Here is a 25,575-nt window from a genome sequence, read left to right as displayed (position 1 = left end):
GGACCTACCACCTCCTCACCCACCCCATTCCTCTAAGGGCTTCACTTATCAAGCTTCTCTACCAAGGAATGCCTACACACAGCTTGAGAGCCAGCGCGAGGGGGAGCATTTTGACCATGAGCCAGTAAGCCGGCGAAAACCTAGAAGCTGGTACGAATGTTTCTATTGAGTGTGATAAACCCGCAATAAGTTGCTTGTCCGAATGGCAAATATTATGCTTTTACAATCAATAACATCGAAATGGAATTCAAAAATAGGTAAAAAGAAGATACCTTTCAAACATCAGCTAAAAACTGTACAAGACATTACTGACCGCATATCCAGAATCTATTTAGAAGCACTGGAGTGAAAGGAGAGAGCATTCTTTAGGACTGTCATAGATCCGAATGAAGCTATTATATAAGGAAGGCTCACATGGTAGAGGCGGGATAAGTAAAGGGGTTAGGCATTGTGACGACAAATTCTCAAATTCAGATCCTATGTGGATTGAACCCCGTGACGAGCACGGTTTGTCTTTCTCTTCAACGGTTAAGCATGCTGTCTCAACAATGGGATTTCTAGGCAGATTTTAAGAAAAGAGAACTAAAGTTAACTGTGCCTATTGGATTATAGAAGACAGTCAGCATATCCCTTCTGGGATGAAATTTGTACAAGATCCTGACAACTCCGCTCATTATTTACTGGCGGTAACAGAACGCATGCGAGTTGATGAACTCGTTTTCAAACTAAGATCTATATCCGATAGAATGGCTATCATGACAGACCTGCAACTGGAGGCTTATAAAAGTGCTTAAATTTAAAGAATCTGAGTCTGATGCTAAAAGCCTCGCTTTACATTATGCTAAAGAAATGAATGATGAACTTCTTGAAGAGTTTATAAATTCAAAAGTGCAAATTAATTCGACCGAAATGGCAGCTTCATTAACAGAATCATTTTGGAAAATGACAGACTTAGCAATCAAAGATAATGAAGAGCAAAAAGTCATAGAGGGAATTACTGATATAGAGTTCTGGATGCATAAACTCTTTAACAAATTTTCTGGCTACATGCTTATTAATGGTTTTGAAGAAATTTGGGAAAGTACATCAAGTAAGATACGTGCTAATTAAAACCTGGTATTGCCTTGCTCCAATTTAAGGGAGTATGGCTTTCCCACACCCCCTTGGTCTGTCAGTATTTTGAAAATAACTACTCTTGTACTTGGCGACTCCCATGTACTCTACTTTATTTAGAAGCTAGGGCTTCCTACAAATAGTATTTTTCTTAAAAAGGCCAGATACCTTATTCTGGCCTAAATGTATCTTCGGTGTATCATGTATGCATTTTCAATGTATCTAAAAGATCATCTTTAAAATCAATTTTCTCTAATGATTCAGCTGTAAAAATCAAAGCTAATGCTTGATCCACAAAAACATAAATTGCCCCATTAACTTCCTCCACCTGCTCAACCACTGCCCAACTATAGAAACTATGGCCATGTTGACAAGTTTCTTTAATACCCTCTGGAGTAATCTCATACTCTTTAGAGCCCAATATTATTCCATCTTTGTTTGGTGTAAAGCACTCGCCTATTTTTACAGCCAACAACCTACTAAGAGCAACATAAAAAAGAAACGCAAGTGATATTACTATAACTAATATGAACGGACTCAGCTCAATTTTCCCAGCCTTAAACTGAACACAAGACATAAATATTAAACCGATAGCCAACCAAACAACTAAGATCTTAAGAATCGATATCCATGTATGAGATTTCAAACGACTACATACCACATAGTCACAAAAATTATTATGGTCAGCTTTAGAGGTTACTACTTTAAGTTTCAAACGAATCTCCACAATCTACATCATATATAAAGGTCAATCTACCTTAAGCCCAAGCGTAAATTCTTTGGACACACAGCGAAAGCTAATCACATCACTATACTTCTACTCCCTGAGGCGCTTTTCTTGCCTTAATAAAACTTCTGAACGTATATACCATTACGGCAATATAAAGGGCAATTACTATCGCCATAGCAGAAATATCATAGACATTTATCACCCAGCTTTCTGGGTGTTGATCTCCTTGCACCAATAGCGTAGTAGTTAGAAATGCCACTAACAGCAGCAGTATAAATACAGTAGTTATCATAGAAGTTTGCATGCCAGGAGTATAAATCTCTTCATAAAACAAAAACCCAGACTAGGCAGTTGAGGGCAGATGCAACCTGTACCTATATTTGTCTAAATAATTAGCTCAATACGACCTCCCTACATAAGGGAGGCCTTAACTACTTTTAACCTTTTTACTTTATGTCCTGACCTTTAGACAGAGGTTAAAGTGGGGCCCTTATTCTCCCATTCGTCAATCATTCTTTCGGTCAGCGCCCTCAAGCGTCCCATGTACAGAATATCTTCTTGAAGCTCTTCAGCTTCTTCATCATCACATTCGTTAATATCAACATCACACAATTTTTCTTCGTAGCAAGCAAGGGCTTCTCGTATGTAGTTCAAATCTTTGTAGTTATAAGACATCACTTAACTCTCATATTTTTTTAAGGCGGCAAGCTTTTCAAAATACTCGGAAACAGGCATGTCGATTTCCGCTTCAATCGAGTAGTGGGTATTGCCTTCTGCATCGGGAAACATATCTTTTGCAATAAACAATCCTGATTCCAATCTCGCATCTTTGGTAATTATCCACCGAGCATCCTTTCCCTCTCTAAATGGAACTTTGCTACTGATACCATCAAAAAGTGATACCCCACCCGATTTAGTCAAAATATACGACTCTGAAGAGCCTGGCATCCGATAGGATACGATATCGTTTCGTTTGGGCCTCTCTTCGCCCGCTCTCTTGTTTTTCACCATCATTGGCCGATGGTCCTCACGATACCTAACCTTATCGATCTGCGGATTATCAAGCTTTCCTTTCCTAAGCACCACATCCACATCAAATCTCTTCATATAGACTTGATTGGCAAGTTTGTGGATTTTGCGTGCCCTAGGCATCATCCCGTGTAAAGCCCAAAACGTTTAGATTTGTTTACTCACTCCATAAGTTTCAATCCGATGTTGGTAAGCGATATTACTTCAATACTTAACGACGAGCCATAGCCAGCCGCAAACCCGATCCCCTTTGCCATTAGAGCCATAGCGAATCCAATTAGTTAACTCAGTAGCTTGAAGCGACTCCCCAACTTCCCAGTACCTAATTCCCGTCTTTTACTGATCCACGTCCACAACCCCAAACCGACAAAAATCTACAAGCTGGGACATACGTCTTAGCAATAGTGCTAGAAGTGATAGGAAATTAAGTAAAGATAGGCATCCACGCCCCCAGGTGAGAGATCTATGTCTATATCTAAAGCGAACGAAAATTAGGCTATAGGGGTTGTCCAGGTCAGGCTTCCCAAGGAGGAAGGCCCTACCCCTCTCTGTAGAAGTTAAACTTTATTTGGCAACGAGATACATATCTCCACGCCCTGCTCCAGCCTTTTCTTGAGTAAACTGTACAAAATGTACATAAAGTAAGTTGTTCCAAAAAGGCCCGAAGAGCCGTAGCATATTACTTGTGCTTGTTAGGCACCGGGCTCACCAGAAAGAAGGAAGTATGCTGTGTAGGCTAATCCAGCTACTAACAACCAAAATGAAATACTGACAATCACCACCAGAAACCCAATTGGCTCTCTCCCTTTCTTTGTGAAAGGTTTACAAATTAGATTGCCAGGGAAATGGAACATGACCTCGACAATGATTGTAAATATAGTCTCAACAATAAATCGACCGAGAAATCTAAATACACCGCCTATTACTTCTTCCACTAATTCTCTCTCCGAACTCAGGATTTTTGACGCCTAAAGCACTTACTGCAAAATCAAATCGAAGCAACGGTTTTTACACCGTATGCCTTTTCGTTTTAAATGTGAGCTCAATCCGAACCTCCTGAGTCAGAAAATTCGTTGCTACAATTGGATTCTACTAGGGATGAATCACTTCTATTCATAGAAATCACAACAGAATCAATTTCTTTCCTGGCCTCGATTGAGCTAAGACTTACGCCAGATTCTGTACAATATTTATCAAACTGCTTTTTATCTGACCACATGTATATTGCGTACATTTGATACTTAGTCAGTTTGGGATAGTGGTTTTGAACACTATTAGCTACCTCAGAGGCTAAATACTTTCTCTTATTCCCCCAATCATTTGATAATTTACGCCTTAAATCCCTTTTGAAGATCCGTATGGCCTTGCGTTTACTTGACAATTTTAAAAACCACACGATCGGGTACCTTTACCGATTAATTCAAAAGCTACATCTGTATATCATGCTTCTCTCTAATTCTAAAGCTCATATATCCTACAACACAAAAAGATACAGAGAGTCAAGAAAGCACCTTTAACTGATAAGTATGTCAAATAAAGATATAGAGCAACCTCTTTATCTTTCTGTACTTTCTTTGCTCTGTATATTTTAGAAATGCTTTATGGGGCAATGAGGTTACCCACAAGTAACGAACCGGCAAAAACCTAAAAATTGTTACGAATTCCTCACTCACAGTGTTGAAGTAACTGGAAAATAAGTAAAGATATGCCTCCCACCAATAACCCCTTGTCATCTATCGAGGAGACACCTACGTGCGCATCAAACATGAACAAAAAGTAGGACTAGAGAGCCCTGCTGTAGTATCTATTTGATAGATGGTACATAACTGTAGGATTTTTTAGAACTTGGGCAAAGTATGGGCTATCCCATTCATTGCTTTAAAGGTTGAATCATGCAGAAAACTATTACGATTATTGGTGCCACAGGCCATTTAGGTCGTCAGGTAGCACGAAAACTGGATCATAAAGGTGTAAAGGTAACTGCGATCGTGAGGGACGTAATTAGTGCTCGCACTATCCTCCCAGAGAGTATCCAGCTTGTCGAAGCAGATGTCTCGGATAAAGAGAGCCTGGTGTCTGCACTAGTTGGTACCAAAACACTTTATATCACCCTGAATACCACGTCACTCGACCCGACTTTACCCTTTCATAGTGAGCGTGAAGGTGTGATTAATATCGTGGAGGCTGCAAAGATCAATGGTGTGCAACACATCATGCAGATTGCTGGTATTGATTATCTCCACCCAGAGTTTGCGGACAAGGGGCTTGAGTACAAGACCAATGTAATCCGTAAGCCAGGGATAGAGGCCATTAAAAGTTCGGGCATTAATTTCACTTTCTTCTTCTGTTCATTCTTCCTGGATTCTTTCCCCACATTCATCGAGAGCGGCCAATTTTCTATCATCGGCGATCATGTCCACCCTATCTACTACACCAATACAACAGATCTGGCAGAGATGATCGGTAATGCTATCGGGAATGAGATGGCCTACAACCAGAGTTTTTCAGTTCAGGGTACTGAGGGGATGTCTTTACCAGAGGCGGCCAGAACGTTTGTAGAGGCAAATTCTCCGGGAACAGAAATTGCCGTTCACCCTATCGCGGCCATTGCAGAAATGGGACTGCCCGAGGAGCAGGCAGTATTTATGGAAAATATGCTGACTTACGTAGAACAGCTAAAGGAGCAACCAGTGAGTCAAAAAACTTGGCAGGTGTTAGGTAAGCCAGATACAACTATCACAGATTTTGCCCGAGATCTGTCAAACGCTTCATAGCGACTGATCCTTGTTCAGTATTGCGTCCTCTGTGCTCAGCCGCTTCATCAAGTCAGTGGCTGCAGGACCTAGTGGACGCTTACTGGACCAGATAATATCTACACCGTGTGACAACTCTTTCTCCTGCTCAAATACTAGCGGGAGCTGTATCAGTTTTTTCGCCGCTATCCCTTTCGCAACCACGTGTAGTGGCAATACTGCCCAGCCCAAATTGGCGTTGACAAGGTCAAGTGCATCATCGACACGTGACACACTCCACACGTCGGGAGACACCAGCCAGCGAGTTTGGCTGGATATCTCAAACTCCTGCAATAAGATTTGACGGTATTGTTTCAGGTCTTCCCAGGTTACTTCAGTAAGTTGTGCTATCGGGTGCTCAGCACAGGCGACGCCAGTGAGCTTCAGATGGCCCAGGGCTCTGAAATCGTACCCAGTGGGCACATCTTCTTGCTGCGTAATAATCCCGAGTTGCGCCACATCCCGTTCGACCCAGGTCTGTACATCCTGAACACTTCCCGCTCTGAGCGTAATTTGAACATTTGGATATTTGGTCTCAAACTCTTGAAAGAGTCCACCCAGGTTTTTAATCCGCACATGCTGGGCAATAGCTAACGTCAACCGGGCCTCGACATCCAGAGACAACCCCTGTGCGATCGCCATCAAACGCTCGCGTTGCTCGATAAGATTCCGTGCGCGTTCCAGCAGTGACTCACCAGCGTCCGTCAATCGCGGGTATCGTTGACTTCGATCAAATAGATTGACTCCCAAGTCAACCTCCAGATTCGATACCAGTGAGCTGATTACCGACTGTGCCTTTCCACATTTACGTGCAGCCGCTGAGAACGAGCCAGCCTGCTCGGTTGCTACAAATGCTTCCAGTTGCTCAATAGAAACTGCCACGCGCCCAACCTATCTGTTTAAGGTATAGTATCTAACTTATCCCACCTAAAATAACTATATATCATTCAGGCATATTTTCTCAACCAGAGTGAGTATGGCTGATGACTAAATCATTGAAGAATCGTTTATTCCATGCGGTTTCCTACGAGTTTTTTCTGCTGCTGACAGGTGGCTTACTGGTGGTGCCAGTGTTTGATCTGGAGGTACACCAATCGCTAGTACTTGCGGCTGGACTATCACTGTTTGCGCTGGTCTGGAATATGGTTTTCAATCACGCCTTTGACTGGTACTTATTGAATATACGTAAAAACCCGGAGAAGACGTTTATCGTTAGAGCCATGCATGCGTTATTGTTTGAAGGGGGTATGTTGGTACTGACGTTGCCAGTAATCGCCTGGGGCTTTAATCTGACTATCCTAGAAGCATTTATGCTTGAGATAGTCATGGTGATTTATATCGTGATATATACCTATGTATTCAACTATTGGTTCGATCAGCTGCATAGCTCGTTTCAAGTTACTGAACACAAACGTTAAAGGTCTTCTCCACTTTCTATTTTAGATGAAATGCAGGACCAGTTAAGATACACATCGCCGGAATCACCCGATGGGGGCAGAGATACATGCTTTTACTATGTGCTTAGCTCAATACCGATACATCTTAAATTTGTTAGCAGTTCTTTATATTGATCGGACTTGGAAGATAAGTATTGTAACTTACGATGCCTTTTAACTTCCCAATTACCAATGACAGAGTCAATTTTTGTACCGGATGCCGATGGTTCATCATCGAAACCAAACTCAAATCCACAGCTACATATCTGAAAAGAGCCACTACCATCCTCTAAGTAAGCAGGAGATCCCAACTCAGGACTACCACATACAGGACAATGCCAATATCCATTGGCATGCTTGAACATGGTAGCTTTTTCACCATTTCTAAATGTGACATCTTTTATGATCTTACCCATCAACGACGAACACTCTCTTAAGCGATAAACTACGCATTGAAGCATATATCTCAATAAAAGTACTAAAGGAGGCCTGCCCCCTACTTTCTCTATAGAGGTTTACTTAATTACCACTTATGCTAAGCCAATTTTTAGCAACCTTTCCGGCATCGGTGGAGTCCGAAGAGAGACGTAAACCACGTCTTGGAATGAGTGCCGATAAATCAAATCTTCGATTAAAGCGATATTGAAATTCTGCCAAATAGCGCTTGCATATTTCGGCCTAATAGCATGGTAAGTGCTACGCAGCGCACTCTTTCAATTATCAAGTACCATATTTACCCAATAGAACTCAGGCTCTTCAACAGAAGCTCGGCCACCACCACAAACATTTTTTTCATGCACACAACCTGCCTCCTTAATGGCATTGAAGCATGGAAGGCCATCTGAGATGACTGTGCTACCACTACAAAGAGAGTTTTACCCTTGGCTCCGCGCCCCATCCAGCACGCCCACCACCGAGATAGGCATCATCCAGTTCAATAAAACCGGACAGATTGTATCGCTGGTCCCGCTCCATCATCACTTGCATGAGTTTCTGCTTCATACGCCATGCTGCGTTGTAAGAGATACCCAGATATCGAGATCGCTCCAAACAGGAAACACCCTTCTTATCTTGAGTAATCAGGAAGATACCGAGAAACCAGGTGGTGAGGGAGAGCTTCGTGGAGTCAAAAATCGTACGGGAGGTAATCGATGTCTGACGTCGACACTGGTTACACTGCTTAGGCTTGCGATAAGCGAGGTCGCTATGCTTGTCATATCCGCAGTAAGGACAACTAAAACCATTGGGCCAACGCCATCGCGACAGCGCATCGAAGCACTGTTCCTCGCTGCCGTACATGTTGAGGAATTGGTCAAACTAATCCCCTTCTGAAACTATACCTTGTTGCGAGCCATGGTGTATTCCCTTGCAGATCAACAAGATAACTGTATTTATATAGAGCTAGGCTTAACTTAGCAAGAGTGGTAATTAGGAAATCCTTTATTTTAAAAGCTGTACCATCTTCTTTAACTAGCTTAAGCAAAAAGGTCAGCCTTTTATCATTTAACTTGGTCTCTAGACGTGAAATAAATCAGTCAAACTCACCATTAAAGCCACCATCCTTAAAAACCATTGCCCCAAACTCCTTATGTTTCGCATTCGCTGTTGATGATACAAAGTTAATTTTCCCATAGACGCCCTTCATTAAACTCGATTGCTTAATCAAGGGTTGCAAAGTAGTTTTGTGAATTTTTTTCATAGACAGTTAAATTATTCTTGTTGCAAATATAGTTATAAACCACTTCTATACTGAAAAATACAGGGGAGTCATATGCAACCTAATCTAAACCAGGATTATACTTTTTTTATTTAACAACACTTCGGACAGTTTTAAGAGGTGAAATGGGTAGAAACCATGGACAAGTATGGAAAAATAAGGTTCTCAGATCAAATTGACGCAGTACCTGCCTATGGAAAACAGAGTTAAAGCTATTTTCGTTCGAATGTCCAATGTCAAAAAACCACGAAGAAATTTCATACTCACGCTATTTGCTGTACTGATGGTTTTTCAGGGGAAGGCGACATTTCTGAACATGGAGCGATACAGTTTAGCCAGTGAAAAGCGCTATTGTCGATGGTCTCGTCGGAATTTTGACTTCGTTAAGTTAAATGCAGAATTATTTATGCAGACATTCCCAAACAACGATGAATGTGTGGCGGCTATAGATGCTAGTTTTATCAATAAACCAGGAAAACAACAGAGGAAGTTGGCTGGTATTACAATGGTCGTGCCGGAGCCTCACAACGTGGCCTTGAAATCTCTATAATCAGCATCACTGACCTGAAGTCGAATACTGCCTATGCCATGGATGCGCAGCAGACAATAGACGAAGAAGGCCGATCCCGAATTGAGCAATATGCTCACCATGCTGTCGAGCTTGCACCAACACTCCTTGATCTCGGCATTAAGTATCCTGCTGCAGATACCTAGTATAGCAAGGTGAAATTTGGTTCGACCAACATTCCAACGGAGTTACACATCGTTGGCAAGTTACGATCTGATGTAAACCTGCTATGGCTATATGAAGGCGTTTACAGCGGCACTGGACGCCCCAAAAATACGATGGAAAAGTTGACTTTATAGCTGGCCTGAACCGTTTTGATCATGTTGGCGCTCTGAATGATACGACTGAGGTTTATACAAAGGCTGTCTATGCAAGTTTTTTGAAAAGAGTTATTCGCGTTGTGATGCCGAGGTCTACTAACGGCGACAAAGATGGGCATGCACCGCTGTATTCGACAGATACAGAGCTAGATGCAATGAAACTGATCGCCTATTACAAGTCAAGATTTCAAATAGAGTTTTTGTCCTGGGATGCCAAACAGTACACAGGTCTAACCCACTGCCAGTCAACTCGAAAAGAAGCTATCGGTCTACAAGTAAATGCAACACTGACAGCCCTAAATTTACTGAAAGCTGAGGACAGAAAAGCGAAGAAAACGGATAAAGCAACGGTTATTTCAATTTCCAGCTGGAAGCGCCGCAAGTTCAATCAGCACCTTATGAATAGACTTTTTGACGAGTTAGATCTGGACCAAAGTTGTGGAAAAGATGCCAGCATTTACGAGCGGTATAGTGACTACGGTACTATAGCTGCGTAAAACTGCTCGAAGTATTGTTGGGATATAACACCCAATAATTAATCTATAAATTAATATATGATTTTTTAATATGCCAGCAAAGGGTACTGATCCCCAGTAAAGAATGCTGGTAGTATCGACTAAGGCTGTGAAAATATCTTTAGGTGGCGTTATATATAACCACCAAGGTATCAAATGTTTTTAAGGGGTAAAAATCATATCGAGACAGCTTTTATGCGGCCGTAAATATCGCCTACGAGGTGATGAACGTTAATTTGGTGTTTGTGCACCGCTATGGCGAAAGTTGTTTTCTGTTAATTTCGGATAATAGAATATGAGTGAAAAGCATGGAGCAAAAAGTTTTGCCGGCGTCTTATCAGAAGAGTTAACGGAAATTTGCCAAGGATTATACTTAATTTCAGCGCCACCAGAGAACCGCCCTTATATTGGCGAGCAGTCACTGTGGGTATACTTTTTACTTTCACCACCCTCTTTAATTCTTGCCCAGCATAGCTCCCAACATTCGCCAAAACATGCGAAAGTTACACTCGAACACACTTGGAATGAAATGTCAGGTTGGTATATTTTTATAGGCGTAGAAGTGAGTCAACAAGAAGCGCCTGACTTTATCGAGAAAGCTAAAACCTGTTTTCCCGACCTTACCGGTACTATACAACCTGAACATGCACTTGTATGGCTGCAAAATCAATCATTACCAAAGGATATACCAGCTATCAGCATACTAAACACAGAGTTTAATTTTCAAGTACGATGCTCTGAAAACTTATATTGGTCGCAACTTAAATTAGAGTTTATACCAGGAAGTAAGGCTGAGCTCATTGGGGTGGAAGAAGGTTCTCCTGTTCTGAGGTTTTCGTTACCGGGAACTATATCACCATTCCAGCTATTTCATTACGATTCAGATAAAGAGCTCTATGTTGCGTGGCCGGATCTATCCCCCATAGGTTCGGCAATACAGCTGTACTTTTCTGGACTGGCTGCCGGTAGCTTGAATTTTCCATTTGGATTGAGTGATTGCCACCTGCGTAAACTAGTAGCCGCAACTGGCTGTCATTTTAAATATATCCCTGAAATCTCCTCGAATGGCAGGAAATCCGTGTCGGATGAGATCCAATTTCCTATGTTCGATTTTACAGATGTAAAAGGAACAGTCGGTTTTGATTTTTGGTTAAACCCCGTTCTTCCTACGAATTTCTTCGCTACACGCTTACAGTTGGATGTCACAAATCGTTCTGATAATCAGGAATGGGCAACCGAAGCCAAAGCCATTGCTTCCAGCTATTTTTTCACTACCGAAGGTGCTCCGGTAAAATTATCACCCTATGATCCGGGTACAGTTTTACCCGTCAACGGCGAAATCGGTGCTGGATTTGGCTTTTCAAAAATGCAGGATCAAGATATAAGTGGCTTGCCCGCTCACTTTCCCAGCAACTTATATCTTTCGCCCGTAGGGATTTTTACACTTGAAAATATAGAAGCTGATGGCAAGAACTCGATAATAGAGCTTATGCCCGGGCTTTATTCACAGGAATTCCTGCGAATTTCTGAGGGTACTAAAATACAGTTTATCAACGATCAGCCTGCCTATGCGCGATCATTCTCGGTTAGCGGATCTCCATCTGACTCACCACCCAGTAATTTGGATTTACTTCAGAACGACTACACCACATCCTGGATGCAGGTACTGACTGAAGAGGGGCACTACTTTGGCGAACCTAGCTCTGGAAGCTTTTTTATTGAACAGGATGGTGGCCCCTTTTCAAATAGCGTCGATGCTCGCCTGGCAACTTTATCTAACAGTACCGCATTCCCCTGTGTGCCATTGGGCGGTATTTTCTCCGCTCCTTCCCCTTTAAACAGCGAACAAATCAGTCGCTTTGAGGCGACCATTCTCAGCAGTGCCCGCCATGGTAAATTGACTTTACATTCTGAGGGACCAGTATTTCTCCCTGGGGGCAGTCTGCTGGGCCCTTCAAGTATGCTTAGCTCTACTACGCCCCAAGGGCTGCTAATTGAGCTCAATGACGATGGTAGTTGGAACAAAGTGGTGCTGGCCAAGCAGCCAGCTATGCTGAATGCCGACCCTCCGATTCCGGAGACCCAGCTGCAGTTTTTATCCTATGGTTCCCCTCCAAAATTCCCTGCAGACCTGTCGCTGATACTGACACAAAATCAGCTTTTTTTTATCGTAACTGAACCCTCTGAATGCTGGAGCTTTGACTCGACGATTTTTCTCAGTGGTTTTCAATTTGAGCTGGGTTTTGATAGTGAAAATCCGGACGCACAGCTCATTATGATTTTTAAGTTTAATACTACAGCCAGTGTCGCAGAGCTGGTTGCTAATCCGGGGCTATGGACCGGTGCAGAGCATTATAATAGTGATCCAGAGGCGACCTCAGCACTGATCGATGACTATATTACCTTTGCTCAGCAACGAGTGCCCGGCGATCCTTTCGAACACTTTAATAACCTGGTGAATGATCCAGCCTGGACAGGAGTGTTATTTCTCAACACAGGTATTAATGGCAATGGCATGCCGGCAGATTTACAAATGCTCCTGGGAGGCGTTAACGGGCCCCTGCGTGCGCACCATTTGGGTATTCAGGGTAATATGATGGATGTTGAGGCCAAGTCTGGGAAATTAGAGATCGATCAATCGTCCTTATTTGGAGTTATATTTTATAACGGCAATGGCCAGCCTTCGAACCCTGATTTGTGTGATACACCAGTGGATTACGAAACAGAAACACTGGTGGTGGTGTTTAGTAATTCCAGTATTACACAGTTTAATACCAGCGTTGGGCTCACCCTCAACCAATTGATGGGTAGAGATGTTCAATTGATCCATCCCCCAGTCGATTCCAAACTGAACACCATAAGTATCAAAGGGCAGTATCAGGCCGGTAGTGATGGTGTCGGCCGGATGACATTTATTAGTGAACAGAAGTTTAAATACAAATTTATAGTAAATGATCCCAATATTGATCCAGTAGTGCCCAACGTAAGAGTGTTGGAGAAAGTAGAATTTAATCAGGCAAGTCTGGTACCGGTGAGCAGCCAGCCGGTACAAGAAAAAGGTACAACCGAGGTCCGTGCGCGCTTCAGTTTAAGTGGTGCCTTGTGGTTTTGTCCCAACCCGTTCCCAGACAGTGATCAGCTGGATTTGTTTTCCTATGGGTGCAAGGATGGGCCCGATGTAGGTTTGGCAATCTCAAATCTTTCTGTTGATGTAGATTTTACTCTTAATGAAGTGGGTATAACGGTGCCTGATAGTAAACGAGTCACTCTGGACTTGACGGCTATGACTGCAGATCCGAGTACTGATGCCATTCGCCCTAATAGTCTGCTGTTCAGCATTCCGCTAAAATTCAGCCGTTTTATTGTTGGCGAAGAAGAGGCAATTAATGCCACCAATACCGGATCTACCGCTGTGAATATCTTGCAGCTGGAATCCAACCCAATCAATGCGGATTCACTTGTACAGCCAGCATTGCTGGATTCTCCCGACCAAGCCGCTAGTCCGCCTAGCACTTACGTTACCAGCGCGCCGAGATATGCTTTGGAGTACGACATGTTACTCGGCTCGCTCGGTGCTCTTGGTGCGGATGCCAAGCTGGAAGCTAAGGTGCTTTTGGCCTGGGGGCCTTCATCCACCATACCGGATAACGACGCCGCCGCACTTTTTATCCAATTGCCACAGTTATCCGCCGGTGCTGGTGGTTTTGAACTCGAAGGTGTACTGAAGACAGCATTTGGTGATGCCAACCTGCTTAAAGTCGACCTGGAAAACGGCAGTCAAACCGTGTATGCCATATTGTTCAATAATGTTCAACTGAGCGCTTTTGGCTACAGTTTCCCCCCAGGGATAATGGTTGACTTCACGGTTTTTGCTGGAACAACAACACCGGGGCAAGTCATTCCCACCTATGCTAATAACTTGGCATGGTTTTTATCAGCTAAACCGGAGAATGATTAATCATGAGTTCCTCTAGCAAAATCGTAGACGATCTAATGCTATGGCTCAATCAAACCTACGGCTTGTCATTACCACTGCTGCCGTTGACAGGTTGGCCAGCTGCTGTTGTTACATTGTGGAATAAGGTGGTCGACTGGCTGCCCGGAGAAGGCCCATCCCCGCAGACTGTGGTAGTGGAAGGTACCTGGAAACCTTTTGGAAGTGGAAACTTTGTATTTGAAGATCTGAGGATCAATATTTACAGAGATTAGCCTGCTTACGTAGAGGCAAATTACGATTAACTTAGCCAACTAACCAGTTAATGGGTTAATGCGGCACAAGGATGTACCGCCCTTGGGATAGGCCGATGCGAATCCGTGAAATAGATGATGATTTATTGATTTTATTGCCTGATTTATAAATTAAAAATTTCCGTAACAAGCAATAAGCAAAAACTTAAAAGGTAATCGCTATGAATACGCTCCCTCTCGAAAATGCTAATAATGGTTACAATGTAGCTATCAGCGCTACATTTGATTACAATGGTGATAAAATTCCCGTCACAAGTCAGGATCTTAATAAGATTACTGACGGGATTAAATTTAGCTTAAGCAATCCGGTGACGCTTGGAACTATCAATGACTTTCTTAACTGGCTCGATGACAAGCTAAGTACAGGCCTTAATGAGGAGGCGCTCCAAGGATTAATCAGTTCAATCCCAAATGTCAGCCCATTGGATAAAATAAAAGCTGGATTGGGTATAATTTTCCAGGCTGACATTACGATCAGGAGCTTATCGGTGGATACAAAAAGCCATGACTATAGTATCGGTGTCACTGCGACCCCGGAAACTCCAATCGAAATCGTTAGCAGCCTTAGCTTGGACTCTATTGGGGTTGAAATCAGTTCAACTGGTGATGAGCCTCCGGAGGAAGAACATATCAATGGCTAGGATTGCTCACTAAACGGATCAATACTTAAAATTCCCAACCGGTATCGAATTTCATTCTAACAGCACCATGACAAATCTCGTACTCAAGGCGACAGGTAGCGCATTTGATGTTCCCCTAGAATTAGATATGCAGTTGTTGGGGGGACCTCTTTCTTTGACTCTCGCAACAACTCAGTCACTATCTATCAATGATGTCTGGAATCTTTTTAGCAGCCAACTGGAGTCGGCGACGGGGGTTTCACTTCCGGACATCCCTGCCGGGCCTTGGCAGGCTATCATGGATCTGAACATCACGCCTTCGCTTAGCGTGACACCCAGCACAGCGCAGGGCAATACTGCCGCCTATCTTCAGTTGGCACTCGATCAGCCACTGAATATAGGCGGTACCGGCCGTTATGGTCCCGTTGAGATTACTTTTGAGCCCAATATACAGGTATTGGCTATATTAATTGGCTATGACGGTGATGGTGACGGCCTGACAGTAAAAGCAAAAATCAAAACGCCCACAACGCCATCAGCTTTGGGAAAAACTATTAGTCAGGATGCTGGCGCTACTGAACAACTGGTTAATTTTCCCTTCCCAATACCTTCCCAGAATTCAATTTCGGCTTTCAAGCTGCACTATTTAGGTATCGGTCAGCGGGTAGGTCCCAGGCTTCAGGTTGCCGAATCTGCTAACCCCATGGAGGAAATATTCAACCAACTGGAAAATCAGTTGGTGGACGATGATCCGGCTACCATCATTACTGAGCTGGCTAAAGAGTTTTATCAGCCCGATCGAGACTGGTTTATTGCTGTAGATCTTTCGCTGCGTGAATTCCGCTTGAGAGTTCTTTTCAATGATCCAGTTATGTATGGCCTCGAAATTTCGGTGCCTATGTCCACACCACCTTCGTTTTTCAGTGGCCTGCTGTTTGAAATTCTCTACCAGAAGCTAGGACCAAATCTCGGCGTTTACTATGGCTCCCTGACGTTGCCCTATGCGATGCGTCGAATTCCGCTTAATGGGTTTATTCTTATACTGCCGAGCTTTTCCATTTGGGTTTACACCAATGGTGACTTTCGGATAAATGTAGGCTGGCCCGTGAGCCCCGAGCGGTCTATTGGTATCTCTGTCAGTGTTCTTACCGGTTGGGCTGGATTCTATTTTGCGAAGTTGCGCAGCGGAAATAACCCAGGTGCAACTCCAAGTGTCAATTACAATCCTATTCTTGAATTTGGTATCGGCATTCAGGTAAGTGCAGGCTTGAGTATCAAGGCCGGGCCATTGAGTGCGTCCTTGGCTGCTACAGTAGCGGTCTCAATGCAGGGCTTGCTGGCTTGGCGAGCCAATGAAAATGGTTCGGGGAATTCCTTAGCCAAACCGCCAGATCACTATTGGTTTGCCGGCGCCGCCAGTATTGCAGTGTTGTTAAAAGGCTCCGTGAACCTGGGAATTATTAAGGCCACTGTGACAGTGAGCTTCACTGCCACTGCAGGTATTGCCTTTGAAACGGGCTATCAAACAGTCATTCCTGTCTCGGCTTCTGTGAGAGTGAGTGTCTCAGTTAAAGTGGTATTTATACGTATCCACTTGTCATTCCATACTACAGTGACCCACACTTTTTATGTGGGAAGTGGTACACCGGCGTCTATTGACGGTCCTTCAGCACCTAGTCTCAGCTTCCCCGAATTTAGTGTAACGGACATACTAGCAGAACGGGCCAAAAACGCTTCCTACGTATACGTAGAGAAATGAAACAGCCTGTCCAGCTTTTACATAATTTCAGTGTTCCAACTCGTTTTATACGTGAAGGTTTTGACAAAGAACAGTTTACTGATGCACCCATAAAATCGAGTCTAGCGGAGCTGGAAGTGGTTTTCCTGCTTCAACCTACCGTGGTTTATAGCGAGAATACAGCATCAATCAAACTTATTGCTTCGCTGGTGATGGAGAGCCCGGCACCCGGTGAAGTGCCATTGAAGTCGCCTGGGACGGCTACCGGCTATGAACAACTTATTATTAAGCTGGTACACTGGTTATTGACATTTGTCCCTCCAACACCTGTTGAAGTACCGCTTTCACAAACCTTACAAATGCTTTCTGATAATCTCGGTACCGGAACAGAAGAGCCCGGTCCACTATTCGGCGGCACTGATGGTTTTGTGGAAAAACTCAAAGCTTATTTTGAAGATAATCTGGTTTTTAGTATCAGCAGCTTTCAACAGGTTTCTGAAGAAGCTCTGCAAACAGCAGCTATATTACCCATGTTCGATGAATTACGCCTGCAGAGCGGCGACAATAGTGTAGATTTCAGTGAATTGAATCGCACCCCGGCCAATTACCTAGAGGCCATCGACATGTATTTTGACAATCTGGGCCTCATCGGTTCAGAAGTGCCGGGGGTCGGCTCAGAAATTCTCGAAACAGCAGAGACCTCGCCGTTAACAGGTCCCAGCATGGCGAGCTTTTTGTTTACAGATTACTTTGTTTTGATCGCGCGTTATGTTGTTTCACTGTTGATTCCGGCAGCTCAACAGTATGAGCAAGATATCGATCAAAGACTGCAAAAAGATATTGCCAATGCCTCTGCAGCTTTGTCGGAAGACCCTTTCCGGTATGTTGATTTAGTCAGCGCCCATGCCGCTGCCAGTGATCCAGGGCAGGAACTCAGTACTTTGCTGGATGAACTTGACTATGCCAGTGTTGCGGGGTTCGGTTCACGTTATCTGATGTCAGGCTTGCAATTACCTGAGCCAGATAAGGTACCGCCTCAATTGAGCCCCGAAATCATCGCTGATTTTCCCATGGCTTCCCTATTCGAATTGTCTGGCCAGCAATTTTCGGCCAGTGAAGGGAGCGCTACAGAGGAAGCCTGTTTGAGCTTCTCACCGGGCCAGTCGGCCGCTTGGATTAGCTTTAATGGTGTTAGTCCCGATATGGTGCAAACGGAGATTGAATTACCTACTGAACTACCTTCGGCCCCAAACCCCAACTGGCAGGCGGTTAGATCATCAACCCGATCCACCAGTCCCGCAGAAAACACCATTGATTTCCGTGCACTGCCACCGCTGACAGCCACACCCTTGGGATTCAACTTAAAAAATAGCCTTGCATGGGACACGCCGGGTGAAGCGCGCACCCTGTATACCCTACCTCAGCCGCTGATGAATCTAGTTGCGCAGAAGCAGGGCGTGCAACTCGCACTGGAAAGGGTCGACAGCGGAGCAGCTATTCTTGGGGCGGATGTAGAAGCGATTCCAAGTTTGGCTATTCCGCTGTCACTACGTCAAGTTCAAAGCCCTACAGAGAGCGCTATGGGCCGCTCATCGGGGTTACTCGCGGAAGCTGACTACTCAGCGAATATCTACCAACTAAACGGCACTGATGAAGCCACCCGGGATTTGATTGAACAGGCGTTGAAAAGTGATTTGTCGGATGCAAGCATCAGTTTACTCTACCAGTGCCCCGGCAGTGACAAACTGCGTTCGGACGATTTGGACTCCAGTGTACTGCTGGCCAAATTGAACCTCTCGACTTTAAATCAAGTAGAGCAAGTCAGTGCCTTGCACGCCCACACGTTTAGCGTTTTATCAGGGGCAGATAATTCCGACTTCGCTCCCTTAAGCGATGTGAGAAATTTCCTGCGTCTAATATGGGAGCTCAGCGTTGTTCGGGCCCAAGGCTTTTATCTCTATTATAAAACTAGCTCGGGTGAGGGCTTGCCCAATGATCTGTTTGCGGATACCGCCAACGCTACTGACTCTCCGACTGACCCCAACCAAGGCACTGTTCTAGGCACTTCTGGTGGAACCGCTGATTTTACTATTTTGGTTCAGTGTCAGAATGCTGGGAACAATAGGGTGGCTCTTGCCCCCTATGAAAACTCCTTGTGGGTGGAATGTGACAGTCCGGCTCCCACCCTGACTGCCGAAGTATTCGATATGAATGGTGTGCCCCTCACCAATTATCAGCCCACCTATGAAGCCGGCAATATAGGCTTTGCCATCAATTGGACACCTGTTAGTGATGATGATTTGATCCAGATTCCGGCGAACGGTGATCTGCCGCAGATTCGGGTCAATGAACTTTACCACCTGCTTCAGTATCAGCTAATAGGCAACGGCACTTATCGTGCTTCGGTCTGGAGTTTACCAGTGGGCCCCACCCAGAGCGAGGATGAGCTTTCCCCACAGGCAGATGGTTGTTTGCAACTGCGCCAGGTCATTCCGGTGTTTGCCTTTCTACAGGAAACATGGCCAGAGGTGGATTCCCAGATAATAGCCAATCGCTACGATATTATCGGCCAACAAACAGATTTGGGATTCCGTCTGTGTGATTTATACGGCAACCCGCTGAACATACAACACAGAGATACGATTACGCCGCTCTATAACGATCCTCTTATCAGCCCCGGAGAGTGGCCGGGGGTGGAGAGTGGATTCTTTTTTATTGATCATAACAACAATACGGCACTGCTGAAACTGTCTATGGAGTTTAATCCAGGCATAGTCGGGGCTACACACTCACCAGAATTCTCCTCACTTGCTGCTGATGAGAAACAGCAGTGGCAAGCTATTCAAACTCGCTATCGTTTGATCATTGACCAACTTACCGATAGCAATACCTCCCTAGCGGTTACTACCAGCCTGACCGGAAGTGTGAGCATTGGTAACCCTCAAAGTGAACTGCTTAACTTTGCAGAGCAGGTACTGGAATATATCAACCAGCAAGTCAATGATGCTGTTTTCAGTGCGGTGCCCTCATTGACTGAGCCTACGATTAGCACACAATTTAACTTTCCCGTCGCCTTTAGTGATGTCTTGGAGCAACCAGATGATATTGTTGAGATCACGGCATGTCTGACGATGAAGCGCGACAGCTCACTGGTTTATCCGTTGGCAAAGACATGCTTGCCTGCAGCCGCTGAACTGCAATTTCATATCCCGGCAAAACTTAACTTACCCCTTTCCCTATTGCTCAGGGGATGGCTACAGACTGGATCGCGGAGGACAGTAATCGAATCACTAACTTTGCCCGTTATTTCGAAGCAGCGTTTGCTGATTTTGATCAGGCTGGAGGCGTATTGAAACTGGCGCAGAAATCAGTCCAACAAGTGGCCGATGACAGTAATCAAGTTCCTGATTTATGGGCCGTTCGCTTCAGTGAAATTAAAGGCTTTGATATAAGCTTTTGCAGCGATCCGGTTTATTTTGCGCTTCGGCCACTGAATACGACACCACGCAGCGGTATGGTCAATGATATCCAGTACAATGATATCGATATGGATGCATGGGCCCAAAGCTTTTTGATGGCTGTGGAAGCATTTCTAACGGCAGAATTTGGTATCGCAGTGGCGCTGCTGGATCAGCGTTATAACACTGATTACTACGATCAGTTAATGGCGAGCAAACAAACTCTTGCTACATCAATACCTAGCGGACTGGTGTCGATTTTAGAGAAGGATGAAGGACAGGGTGATATCGGAGAAGCTCAGGAGCGGTTGCGGCAAGCGCTATTAGTAAACCTTACCAGTGCCTACACCATTTCCACTGTTGTTCAGGTGCCCGCTGATATTAATGCATCAGAAATTATAGATGGCACTCACCCACAAAAGGCACCACAACTGTTTGGCAGCATTGCCCAACCTAATGATGATGCACTGAATAAAAGCGACGCTGATATCGACAAGTTATACCAGTTCTCAGCGGTTTATCTGAGCCTTGATACAGGCCAGCAGTGGGCAACTTCTTTGCTTAGTGTTACCACACCGGAGGATCACTCCAGTATTCAGCTACCACTGCAATACAATGTCAGCTACTTGCAACATAACTTTGAAGAAGGTAGCAAATTTCTCGGCTACGTACCCAGTTCCTGGGTAAAATTTGCACTGCCCGAAGAGGCGCCCCTGCTGATGCCTATCACTGCCCAGGCGTCACTCAATACGGATGCTATCATCCCGATCCCCCTGCCTTTTGAGCCAGCCTTGCCAACACTGTTGTCCCACAGTGGCACTGGAGCCAAACAGTTAACGGAGTTATCCGGCTCTTCAGAGCTTCGCGATGAAATTCTCGATGCGATGGAGTGGACCTATACGGTGCAAATAAGCACCGATATTGCCAGTCAAGATGACCTGTATTTTGATATTATCCGCAACCAACCGATCGCGCCGGGGCAACGGCGAATCACTGAGGCCAGAAAAAATCTAGGAGTTACTGATGCCTTATTTACAGCTCTTGCAGAATTTCACCAAGAGTATCCGGCCTTGTCGGCCCAATTAAATAATATTTTGTCTGAAGCCTATAGTAGTGGTACCGCTTCCCAGGGTAACACTAGTGGGGAAGCATCCGAGCTTGTTTCAAGTTTTGTCACACTGGTAAATAATGTTGCAGAGTCTTGGCCCACCAATTGGGATATCGCCGAAGACTTGTTAGTTGAAGATAATGAGATCGACCATTTCCATCTCACTCTGAGCGGAGACCCTGGTGTCAACACCGCACTGAATACGCTGACACTGCAAGGGCAAACTGATCGGGATAACGAGAATCCTGCTATCTGGCCTTCTCTCTCCTTTAAGGATCTTATGAATGAAGATAACCTTTGGGAGCCGGATTCTAGCCAGGCTACGGAAAAAGACGGATGGTGGGAGCTTCAACACAGTATTCCAGCTGACCCCCTGTTTAGTCCTCTAACTTTAACTTGGACACCCCTAGATATACTGGCTTATCAGTCTGCCAATTTCACTTCATGGATTGTTCGCAACGCCGAGTTAGTACCCAATGAGAAAACCAATCCACTGTTTATTTACACAACGGATGAAACCTCCTTTGTAAATGCAACTATTCCGTTAGTTGAACGGGAGTCACTTAATCCCGTCGATGTTGGACCTATGAGTGAGGCTACTTTACAGCAAGTGATGGAAGATATTATCGAGCCTATTTCTTCGGTCAACTTTGCTGCTATTAATCCCAGGATTAATTTGCGAATTAGTTACGCCTACTCGCTGGTAAGTGATAACAGCGGTAGTAGCCATTTGATGGCGGAAGCTTCCGTTTTGTTAGCCAACGCGCTTGAGTTAGACACGTTGTCTCCATCGACGACAGCGCGGAGTGTTGCGTCACAAGTCTGGCAGTGGTTCCAGGATAGCCAGCTCCCTTCCGATAATGCACGGCTCAATATCGGATTTACCTTATTTGGCACAGTTAATGGGCAGCAACTACCATTAGTGCAAATTAATAGGATTACGGTGATATTTGGAAGTACTTACTAAAAAGGGGGAAGGAATACACTGTGCTCGGGACCCTGTGAGGCATGGTTGCCGATTACGAGCTAACAGGGGTGTATTCACAGCGTGTCTCGAGTGCAGTGTATTCTTTACTTCTGACCCGGTGGTAATAAAGGCGGTGGAGTTGATGATAAAATCATCTGCAACAACCCGAGCGGGTTAGAACAATAGAACCTGGATGTCCCCCCGGCGTAAAGACACTGGATTCGAGTCAATCTCGAAGCGGATATCTGTTGTTGATTGGGATAAAATTCTTCTAACTTCAGGAAGTATCCTTTCCCCTCGTTCTGTGTAAACCACCCATGCTACATTGTTTGGAAATTGTTGTTTTACCTCCTCTAGATCAGCCTCAGTTGCAGAAGTTTTAAATCCGGCTTCAAGTAAATCTTTAGTAATAGTCTTTGCATTTTCCTGCTGTGCGGCCTTGTTGAATATGAGGATAGAGTAATGCGAATTTCTTTCAAATTTTTCCCGAGTTGCCCTTCTTTCTTTTTCTTGCGCTGGGCTAATAGTTGCACGTGGAAGATGTTCGGCCATTCTTTCAATATCATTTCTATTGGTGGTCAATCTCAAACGCAGCTCTTCCAGCTGGTTATTGAGTTCCGCTTTCTCTGCACCAAAATCCTCCTTAAGTTGAAATTTTGCTCCAGAACCTCCTACCCATATTTCCACGGACCCCCAGATGGATAAAGCAAGTAGCATCGAGCCAAACATTACAAGTACGACACCTCCCAACCCGAAATTTTGATGCTTAATGTGGTTGTATACCGCAGCGAGGAGGCAGATTCCTCCCAAGAGGATCCCCACTATCATTGTGGCATTTTCAATGATCATGTATGTCACCTCGCTTTCTCATTTAATATTAATGCTAGGGTCGACTAAGTACAGCTGAAGGTGTTCCAGGAGTCACTTAATGGAATCTTAATCGGTGAAGTGGGTCGTATAGTCAGAAAATAGTATGCGGTAGATATGGTTGCTCCAACAAATGTAATTTATTCAGGTTGAATTCATCGAATGTCTCATCATCCTGCTGTGCATGGCTGACATAAAGTGATTTCTATAAATGTCTTCAAGCTACTAGAGTACCTTTCCAGTCAATATTCCAAATCTCCAGCAGTGAATGGTCGTGGCGGTTTTTTACCTAAAACTTTGCGTAGCAGACTATTCATCGTCGCCGGATCTTCATCGAACCCACCATGTGTTTTACTCTTGGTGGCATTGGAAGGACTGTAATGAATTTTTACCTCGTTCATTGGAATCTGATCGTTGTAGATCTGCATGCCCATGAGTGCTTCTCCACGCTTTTCCTCAAAAGCATTGGAGACCAGATATAAGAGAGATTTACCATAGACTCGAGCGACATTGTCATCTTCTTCCTCTTCTGCGGACAGATTGTAAATGGTGGTTGATTCTAATTTTTGATTCTTAATCAGTGGTTTGTAAATATGCTGGTAGAGGTCATAATTGGCGGCCGGTGCCAGCAGGGAGCAGCTGGATACTTTGTTGAACATATTACCTCTAAATAAACGTTTTAACAGGTGTGCTTGAAGTATTGCTCCGGCACTGTGACCAGCCACATGTACCTGCTTATTGCCTATTTCATTCAGCGTGTTCAATATGTGTTTTAGTGTGCGTGAGCCATGGCTATCTTGACTTTCAAAAGGTTTCGCCGCATTTTGTTTCATTTCATCCCATATAGCTCGACCCGGAAAACGAGTCATATTTTCAATTCGACGATCGAACCAGTCTCGTATGCCTCCTGCAATGCGCTCGGCACGGGCAGATTTATCAGTCAGAATACTCTTCATAATCTCAAGAAGGCCAGTGTCCCACATAAAATGAAAGGGGTAGATGCGGTTCTCAATAAAAACATTTTTCATCGCTGCGATACGACGCGCCGAGTCCTTCGCAGTATTTAAGCCACCATGTGCATAAAAAAGTAAATGATCGAAATTTGTTTTCTCTCGGTGTAGGTTATCTGCTATAGCCGCGATATGAGATTCATTGCTCCAGTATTTACCGCCGTCACGGAAATTACCATCATTAAGATGTACAAAGTGTCTCCATATCTCATTGCGGCTTGGTGTAGCGGATGCTGCGAGATTGGCAGTGGACCGGGTACCGGCTCGGCGTAATTGGTCAAATATCTGCGGCGTGGGCAGGGCAATTTGTACCACCCAGGCATCCAGTACTGAGTTTAACCAGTCTTCGTAAGGCCAGAGGGCTTTCCCATTGCCCCCCAATCCCTGCCCCAGGAATTCTGAACCCAAAATCCCTCGGTGTTATATCCAACTATGGCGAAAGCATGCCCGCCTATCTGTTGTTTATTGGCTGGTATAACGTATTCGCCGTTAGGGTTTCTGCGAAGTTTAAACCAACCATCATGGATCATTGCTGATACGTATATGATGTAGGTCTCCTGAAGTGCATAGTGCATCTCAGTAATATCCGGGCGTATTCGATAGTAGGCGCCGATAGTTCGAGACTTAGCATCTTCCAGTTGTTCAAAATTTGGGGTGTCGCCATCTTCTTTCTTGTAAAGGGAATCGAGACAAACACCGGTATTCAACCACCCCTTAATCGCTCCCCGACAACTTGACCCCTCATAGGTTTCCCCAGGCCACTCGTCGTATCTGCGCGCCATGTTGTAAATCATCCAGGGGCTGACTAAGACATTTTGATTCTGTTGTTGATACAAACGATTAATTACAGCAGCCAAACCAAATCCGGTACAGGCTCCATCCTGCCCCTGATTGAGAATAGTGAGGTCTTGGGGAGGGGGCATCTGGCAGGGTATGGGAGACAGGCGGGGCTCATAATAGCGATCCCGTAGATCCAGGGCGTCACTAATGACATTAAATTGCTCGCTCAGCTTCTTCATGGCAATTTCTCGGTCTATTAAGCGGACATTCCTTCACTGAGGATAATTCGGGAGTAGCACGATTCCAGCTATTGGTAAGAATAGTAGTTAGATTCTATATCTACTTTATTATCATGATTAATACAGGATAAACTACCGACTTGGATACTGATATTTTACTGATCTCTACTATTCCGACGCATAAGATGAGAATAGGAGATTAAAGGCTGGCTAGCGCTATTCAAAGAACGCTTTTGTGAGGTTGCCAATGCCGAACTGACACCAAAAATTATCAAGCTTGCGGCAGTGTGTTTTTAACTGAATTTATGAAATAGTTCCTT

At 44.5% G+C, this 25,575-nt stretch carries 22 protein-coding genes and 1 pseudogene; 11 read left to right on the top strand and 12 right to left on the bottom strand.

The features are described 5' to 3' along the window. The first annotated feature begins 786 nt into the window (after positions 1 to 786). Positions 787 to 1,110, top strand: coding sequence for a hypothetical protein (locus tag P3339_RS10180; RefSeq protein WP_282953299.1), 324 nt, complete (start codon positions 787 to 789; stop codon positions 1,108 to 1,110). Positions 1,111 to 1,312: 202 nt separating this feature from the next. Here the strand turns inward: P3339_RS10180 and P3339_RS10175 are convergent, their stop codons facing one another. From P3339_RS10175 to P3339_RS23805, 5 genes are all read right to left on the bottom strand, one after another. After that, entirely contained in the window at positions 1,313 to 1,828 is a 516-nt protein-coding gene (locus P3339_RS10175) for a YcxB family protein (RefSeq protein WP_282953298.1), read from the bottom strand. 480 nt (positions 1,829 to 2,308) lie between these two features. After that, the gene (locus P3339_RS10170) at positions 2,309 to 2,518 is read right to left on the bottom strand and encodes a hypothetical protein (protein WP_282953297.1); all 210 of its coding nucleotides are present in this window, start codon (positions 2,516 to 2,518) and stop codon (positions 2,309 to 2,311) included. A 3-nt stretch (positions 2,519 to 2,521) separates the two neighbouring features. Continuing rightward, positions 2,522 to 2,935: a hypothetical protein gene (locus P3339_RS10165; RefSeq protein WP_282953296.1), complete on the bottom strand. Its 414-nt coding sequence runs from the start codon at positions 2,933 to 2,935 to the stop codon at positions 2,522 to 2,524. Between the two features lie 629 nt (positions 2,936 to 3,564). Further along, positions 3,565 to 3,807 (bottom strand): hypothetical protein, encoded by a 243-nt coding sequence (locus P3339_RS10160; RefSeq protein ID WP_282953295.1) that lies wholly within the window; start codon positions 3,805 to 3,807, stop codon positions 3,565 to 3,567. Between the two features lie 107 nt (positions 3,808 to 3,914). Continuing rightward, positions 3,915 to 4,268, bottom strand: a complete 354-nt coding sequence (locus P3339_RS23805) for a DUF6559 family protein (RefSeq protein WP_502867323.1) — start codon at positions 4,266 to 4,268, stop codon at positions 3,915 to 3,917. A 496-nt stretch (positions 4,269 to 4,764) separates the two neighbouring features. Here P3339_RS23805 and P3339_RS10155 point away from each other — a divergent pair, with 496 nt between their 5' ends. Beyond that, positions 4,765 to 5,646 carry an SDR family oxidoreductase gene (locus P3339_RS10155; RefSeq protein WP_282953294.1) on the top strand — a complete coding sequence of 294 codons (882 nt, stop codon included), beginning with the start codon at positions 4,765 to 4,767 and terminating at the stop codon, positions 5,644 to 5,646. Here the strand turns inward: P3339_RS10155 and P3339_RS10150 are convergent. Continuing rightward, positions 5,641 to 6,546 carry a LysR family transcriptional regulator gene (locus P3339_RS10150; RefSeq protein ID WP_282953293.1) on the bottom strand — a complete coding sequence of 302 codons (906 nt, stop codon included), beginning with the start codon at positions 6,544 to 6,546 and terminating at the stop codon, positions 5,641 to 5,643. The genes P3339_RS10155 and P3339_RS10150 overlap by 6 nt on opposite strands. A 101-nt stretch (positions 6,547 to 6,647) precedes the next feature. Between P3339_RS10150 and P3339_RS10145 the strand changes: the two genes are divergently transcribed. Then, positions 6,648 to 7,082 carry a PACE efflux transporter gene (locus P3339_RS10145; protein ID WP_282953292.1) on the top strand — a complete coding sequence of 145 codons (435 nt, stop codon included), beginning with the start codon at positions 6,648 to 6,650 and terminating at the stop codon, positions 7,080 to 7,082. Between the two features lie 95 nt (positions 7,083 to 7,177). Here P3339_RS10145 and P3339_RS10140 read toward each other — a convergent pair whose 3' ends face one another. From P3339_RS10140 to P3339_RS10130, 3 genes and pseudogenes are all read right to left on the bottom strand, one after another. After that, entirely contained in the window at positions 7,178 to 7,516 is a 339-nt protein-coding gene (locus P3339_RS10140; RefSeq protein WP_252085638.1) for a hypothetical protein, read from the bottom strand. A gap of 114 nt (positions 7,517 to 7,630) precedes the next feature. Beyond that, a pseudogene (locus P3339_RS10135) lies at positions 7,631 to 8,422 on the bottom strand (IS1595 family transposase). 209 nt (positions 8,423 to 8,631) lie between these two features. Continuing rightward, the gene (locus P3339_RS10130) at positions 8,632 to 8,799 is read right to left on the bottom strand and encodes a hypothetical protein (protein ID WP_282953291.1); all 168 of its coding nucleotides are present in this window, start codon (positions 8,797 to 8,799) and stop codon (positions 8,632 to 8,634) included. Positions 8,800 to 9,010: 211 nt separating this feature from the next. Here P3339_RS10130 and P3339_RS10125 point away from each other — a divergent pair, with 211 nt between their 5' ends. From P3339_RS10125 to P3339_RS10090, 8 genes are all read left to right on the top strand, one after another. Beyond that, positions 9,011 to 9,367, top strand: coding sequence for a hypothetical protein (locus P3339_RS10125; RefSeq protein WP_282953290.1), 357 nt, complete (start codon positions 9,011 to 9,013; stop codon positions 9,365 to 9,367). A 397-nt stretch (positions 9,368 to 9,764) separates the two neighbouring features. After that, positions 9,765 to 10,202, top strand: coding sequence for a transposase (locus P3339_RS10120; protein WP_282953289.1), 438 nt, complete (start codon positions 9,765 to 9,767; stop codon positions 10,200 to 10,202). Between the two features lie 1,096 nt (positions 10,203 to 11,298). Further along, entirely contained in the window at positions 11,299 to 14,178 is a 2,880-nt protein-coding gene (locus P3339_RS10115; protein ID WP_282953288.1) for a hypothetical protein, read from the top strand. A 2-nt stretch (positions 14,179 to 14,180) separates the two neighbouring features. Continuing rightward, on the top strand, positions 14,181 to 14,429 hold the full coding sequence (locus P3339_RS10110) for a hypothetical protein (RefSeq protein ID WP_282953287.1): 249 nt from the start codon (positions 14,181 to 14,183) through the stop codon (positions 14,427 to 14,429). A gap of 200 nt (positions 14,430 to 14,629) precedes the next feature. Further along, the gene (locus tag P3339_RS10105) at positions 14,630 to 15,109 is read left to right on the top strand and encodes a hypothetical protein (protein ID WP_282953286.1); all 480 of its coding nucleotides are present in this window, start codon (positions 14,630 to 14,632) and stop codon (positions 15,107 to 15,109) included. A 67-nt stretch (positions 15,110 to 15,176) separates the two neighbouring features. After that, positions 15,177 to 16,847, top strand: a complete 1,671-nt coding sequence (locus P3339_RS10100; protein WP_282953285.1) for a hypothetical protein — start codon at positions 15,177 to 15,179, stop codon at positions 16,845 to 16,847. Further along, on the top strand, positions 16,844 to 20,179 hold the full coding sequence (locus tag P3339_RS10095) for a hypothetical protein (RefSeq protein ID WP_282953284.1): 3,336 nt from the start codon (positions 16,844 to 16,846) through the stop codon (positions 20,177 to 20,179). The genes P3339_RS10100 and P3339_RS10095 overlap by 4 nt, the downstream gene beginning before the upstream one ends. Beyond that, the gene (locus tag P3339_RS10090) at positions 20,077 to 22,359 is read left to right on the top strand and encodes a hypothetical protein (RefSeq protein WP_282953283.1); all 2,283 of its coding nucleotides are present in this window, start codon (positions 20,077 to 20,079) and stop codon (positions 22,357 to 22,359) included. The genes P3339_RS10095 and P3339_RS10090 overlap by 103 nt, the downstream gene beginning before the upstream one ends. Before the next feature lie 174 nt (positions 22,360 to 22,533). Here the strand turns inward: P3339_RS10090 and P3339_RS10085 are convergent, their stop codons facing one another. From P3339_RS10085 to P3339_RS10075, 3 genes are all read right to left on the bottom strand, one after another. After that, positions 22,534 to 23,208 carry a hypothetical protein gene (locus P3339_RS10085; RefSeq protein WP_282953282.1) on the bottom strand — a complete coding sequence of 225 codons (675 nt, stop codon included), beginning with the start codon at positions 23,206 to 23,208 and terminating at the stop codon, positions 22,534 to 22,536. Between the two features lie 260 nt (positions 23,209 to 23,468). After that, positions 23,469 to 24,551 carry an alpha/beta hydrolase gene (locus tag P3339_RS10080; RefSeq protein ID WP_282953281.1) on the bottom strand — a complete coding sequence of 361 codons (1,083 nt, stop codon included), beginning with the start codon at positions 24,549 to 24,551 and terminating at the stop codon, positions 23,469 to 23,471. Positions 24,552 to 24,571: 20 nt separating this feature from the next. After that, the gene (locus P3339_RS10075) at positions 24,572 to 25,255 is read right to left on the bottom strand and encodes a C1 family peptidase (protein ID WP_282953280.1); all 684 of its coding nucleotides are present in this window, start codon (positions 25,253 to 25,255) and stop codon (positions 24,572 to 24,574) included. Positions 25,256 to 25,575: the final 320 nt, after the last annotated feature.

This window comes from Microbulbifer sp. MLAF003 (assembly GCF_030012965.1).
In the GTDB taxonomy this organism is placed as follows: Bacteria; Pseudomonadota; Gammaproteobacteria; order Pseudomonadales; family Cellvibrionaceae; genus Microbulbifer; species Microbulbifer variabilis.
The sequence above is the reverse complement of the archived record's forward strand: the minus strand, read 5'-3'. Positions and strand labels throughout refer to the sequence as shown.

Excerpts from the sequence above, each read along its gene's own strand:
- P3339_RS10110 (WP_282953287.1), top strand. The coding sequence starts at position 14,181 with ATGAGTTCCTCTAGCAAAATCGTAGACGATCTAATGCTATGGCTCAAT.
- P3339_RS10095 (WP_282953284.1), top strand. The coding sequence starts at position 16,844 with ATGAAACAGCCTGTCCAGCTTTTACATAATTTCAGTGTTCCAACTCGT.
- P3339_RS10130 (WP_282953291.1), bottom strand. The coding sequence starts at position 8,799 with ATGAAAAAAATTCACAAAACTACTTTGCAACCCTTGATTAAGCAATCG.
- P3339_RS10105 (WP_282953286.1), top strand. The coding sequence starts at position 14,630 with ATGAATACGCTCCCTCTCGAAAATGCTAATAATGGTTACAATGTAGCT.
- P3339_RS10145 (WP_282953292.1), top strand. The coding sequence starts at position 6,648 with ATGACTAAATCATTGAAGAATCGTTTATTCCATGCGGTTTCCTACGAG.
- P3339_RS10100 (WP_282953285.1), top strand. The coding sequence starts at position 15,177 with ATGACAAATCTCGTACTCAAGGCGACAGGTAGCGCATTTGATGTTCCC.
- P3339_RS10140 (WP_252085638.1), bottom strand. The coding sequence starts at position 7,516 with ATGGGTAAGATCATAAAAGATGTCACATTTAGAAATGGTGAAAAAGCT.
- P3339_RS10125 (WP_282953290.1), top strand. The coding sequence starts at position 9,011 with ATGGAAAACAGAGTTAAAGCTATTTTCGTTCGAATGTCCAATGTCAAA.
- P3339_RS10155 (WP_282953294.1), top strand. The coding sequence starts at position 4,765 with ATGCAGAAAACTATTACGATTATTGGTGCCACAGGCCATTTAGGTCGT.
- P3339_RS10075 (WP_282953280.1), bottom strand. The coding sequence starts at position 25,255 with ATGAAGAAGCTGAGCGAGCAATTTAATGTCATTAGTGACGCCCTGGAT.
- P3339_RS10085 (WP_282953282.1), bottom strand. The coding sequence starts at position 23,208 with ATGATCATTGAAAATGCCACAATGATAGTGGGGATCCTCTTGGGAGGA.
- P3339_RS10090 (WP_282953283.1), top strand. The coding sequence starts at position 20,077 with ATGGCTACAGACTGGATCGCGGAGGACAGTAATCGAATCACTAACTTT.
- P3339_RS10170 (WP_282953297.1), bottom strand. The coding sequence starts at position 2,518 with ATGTCTTATAACTACAAAGATTTGAACTACATACGAGAAGCCCTTGCT.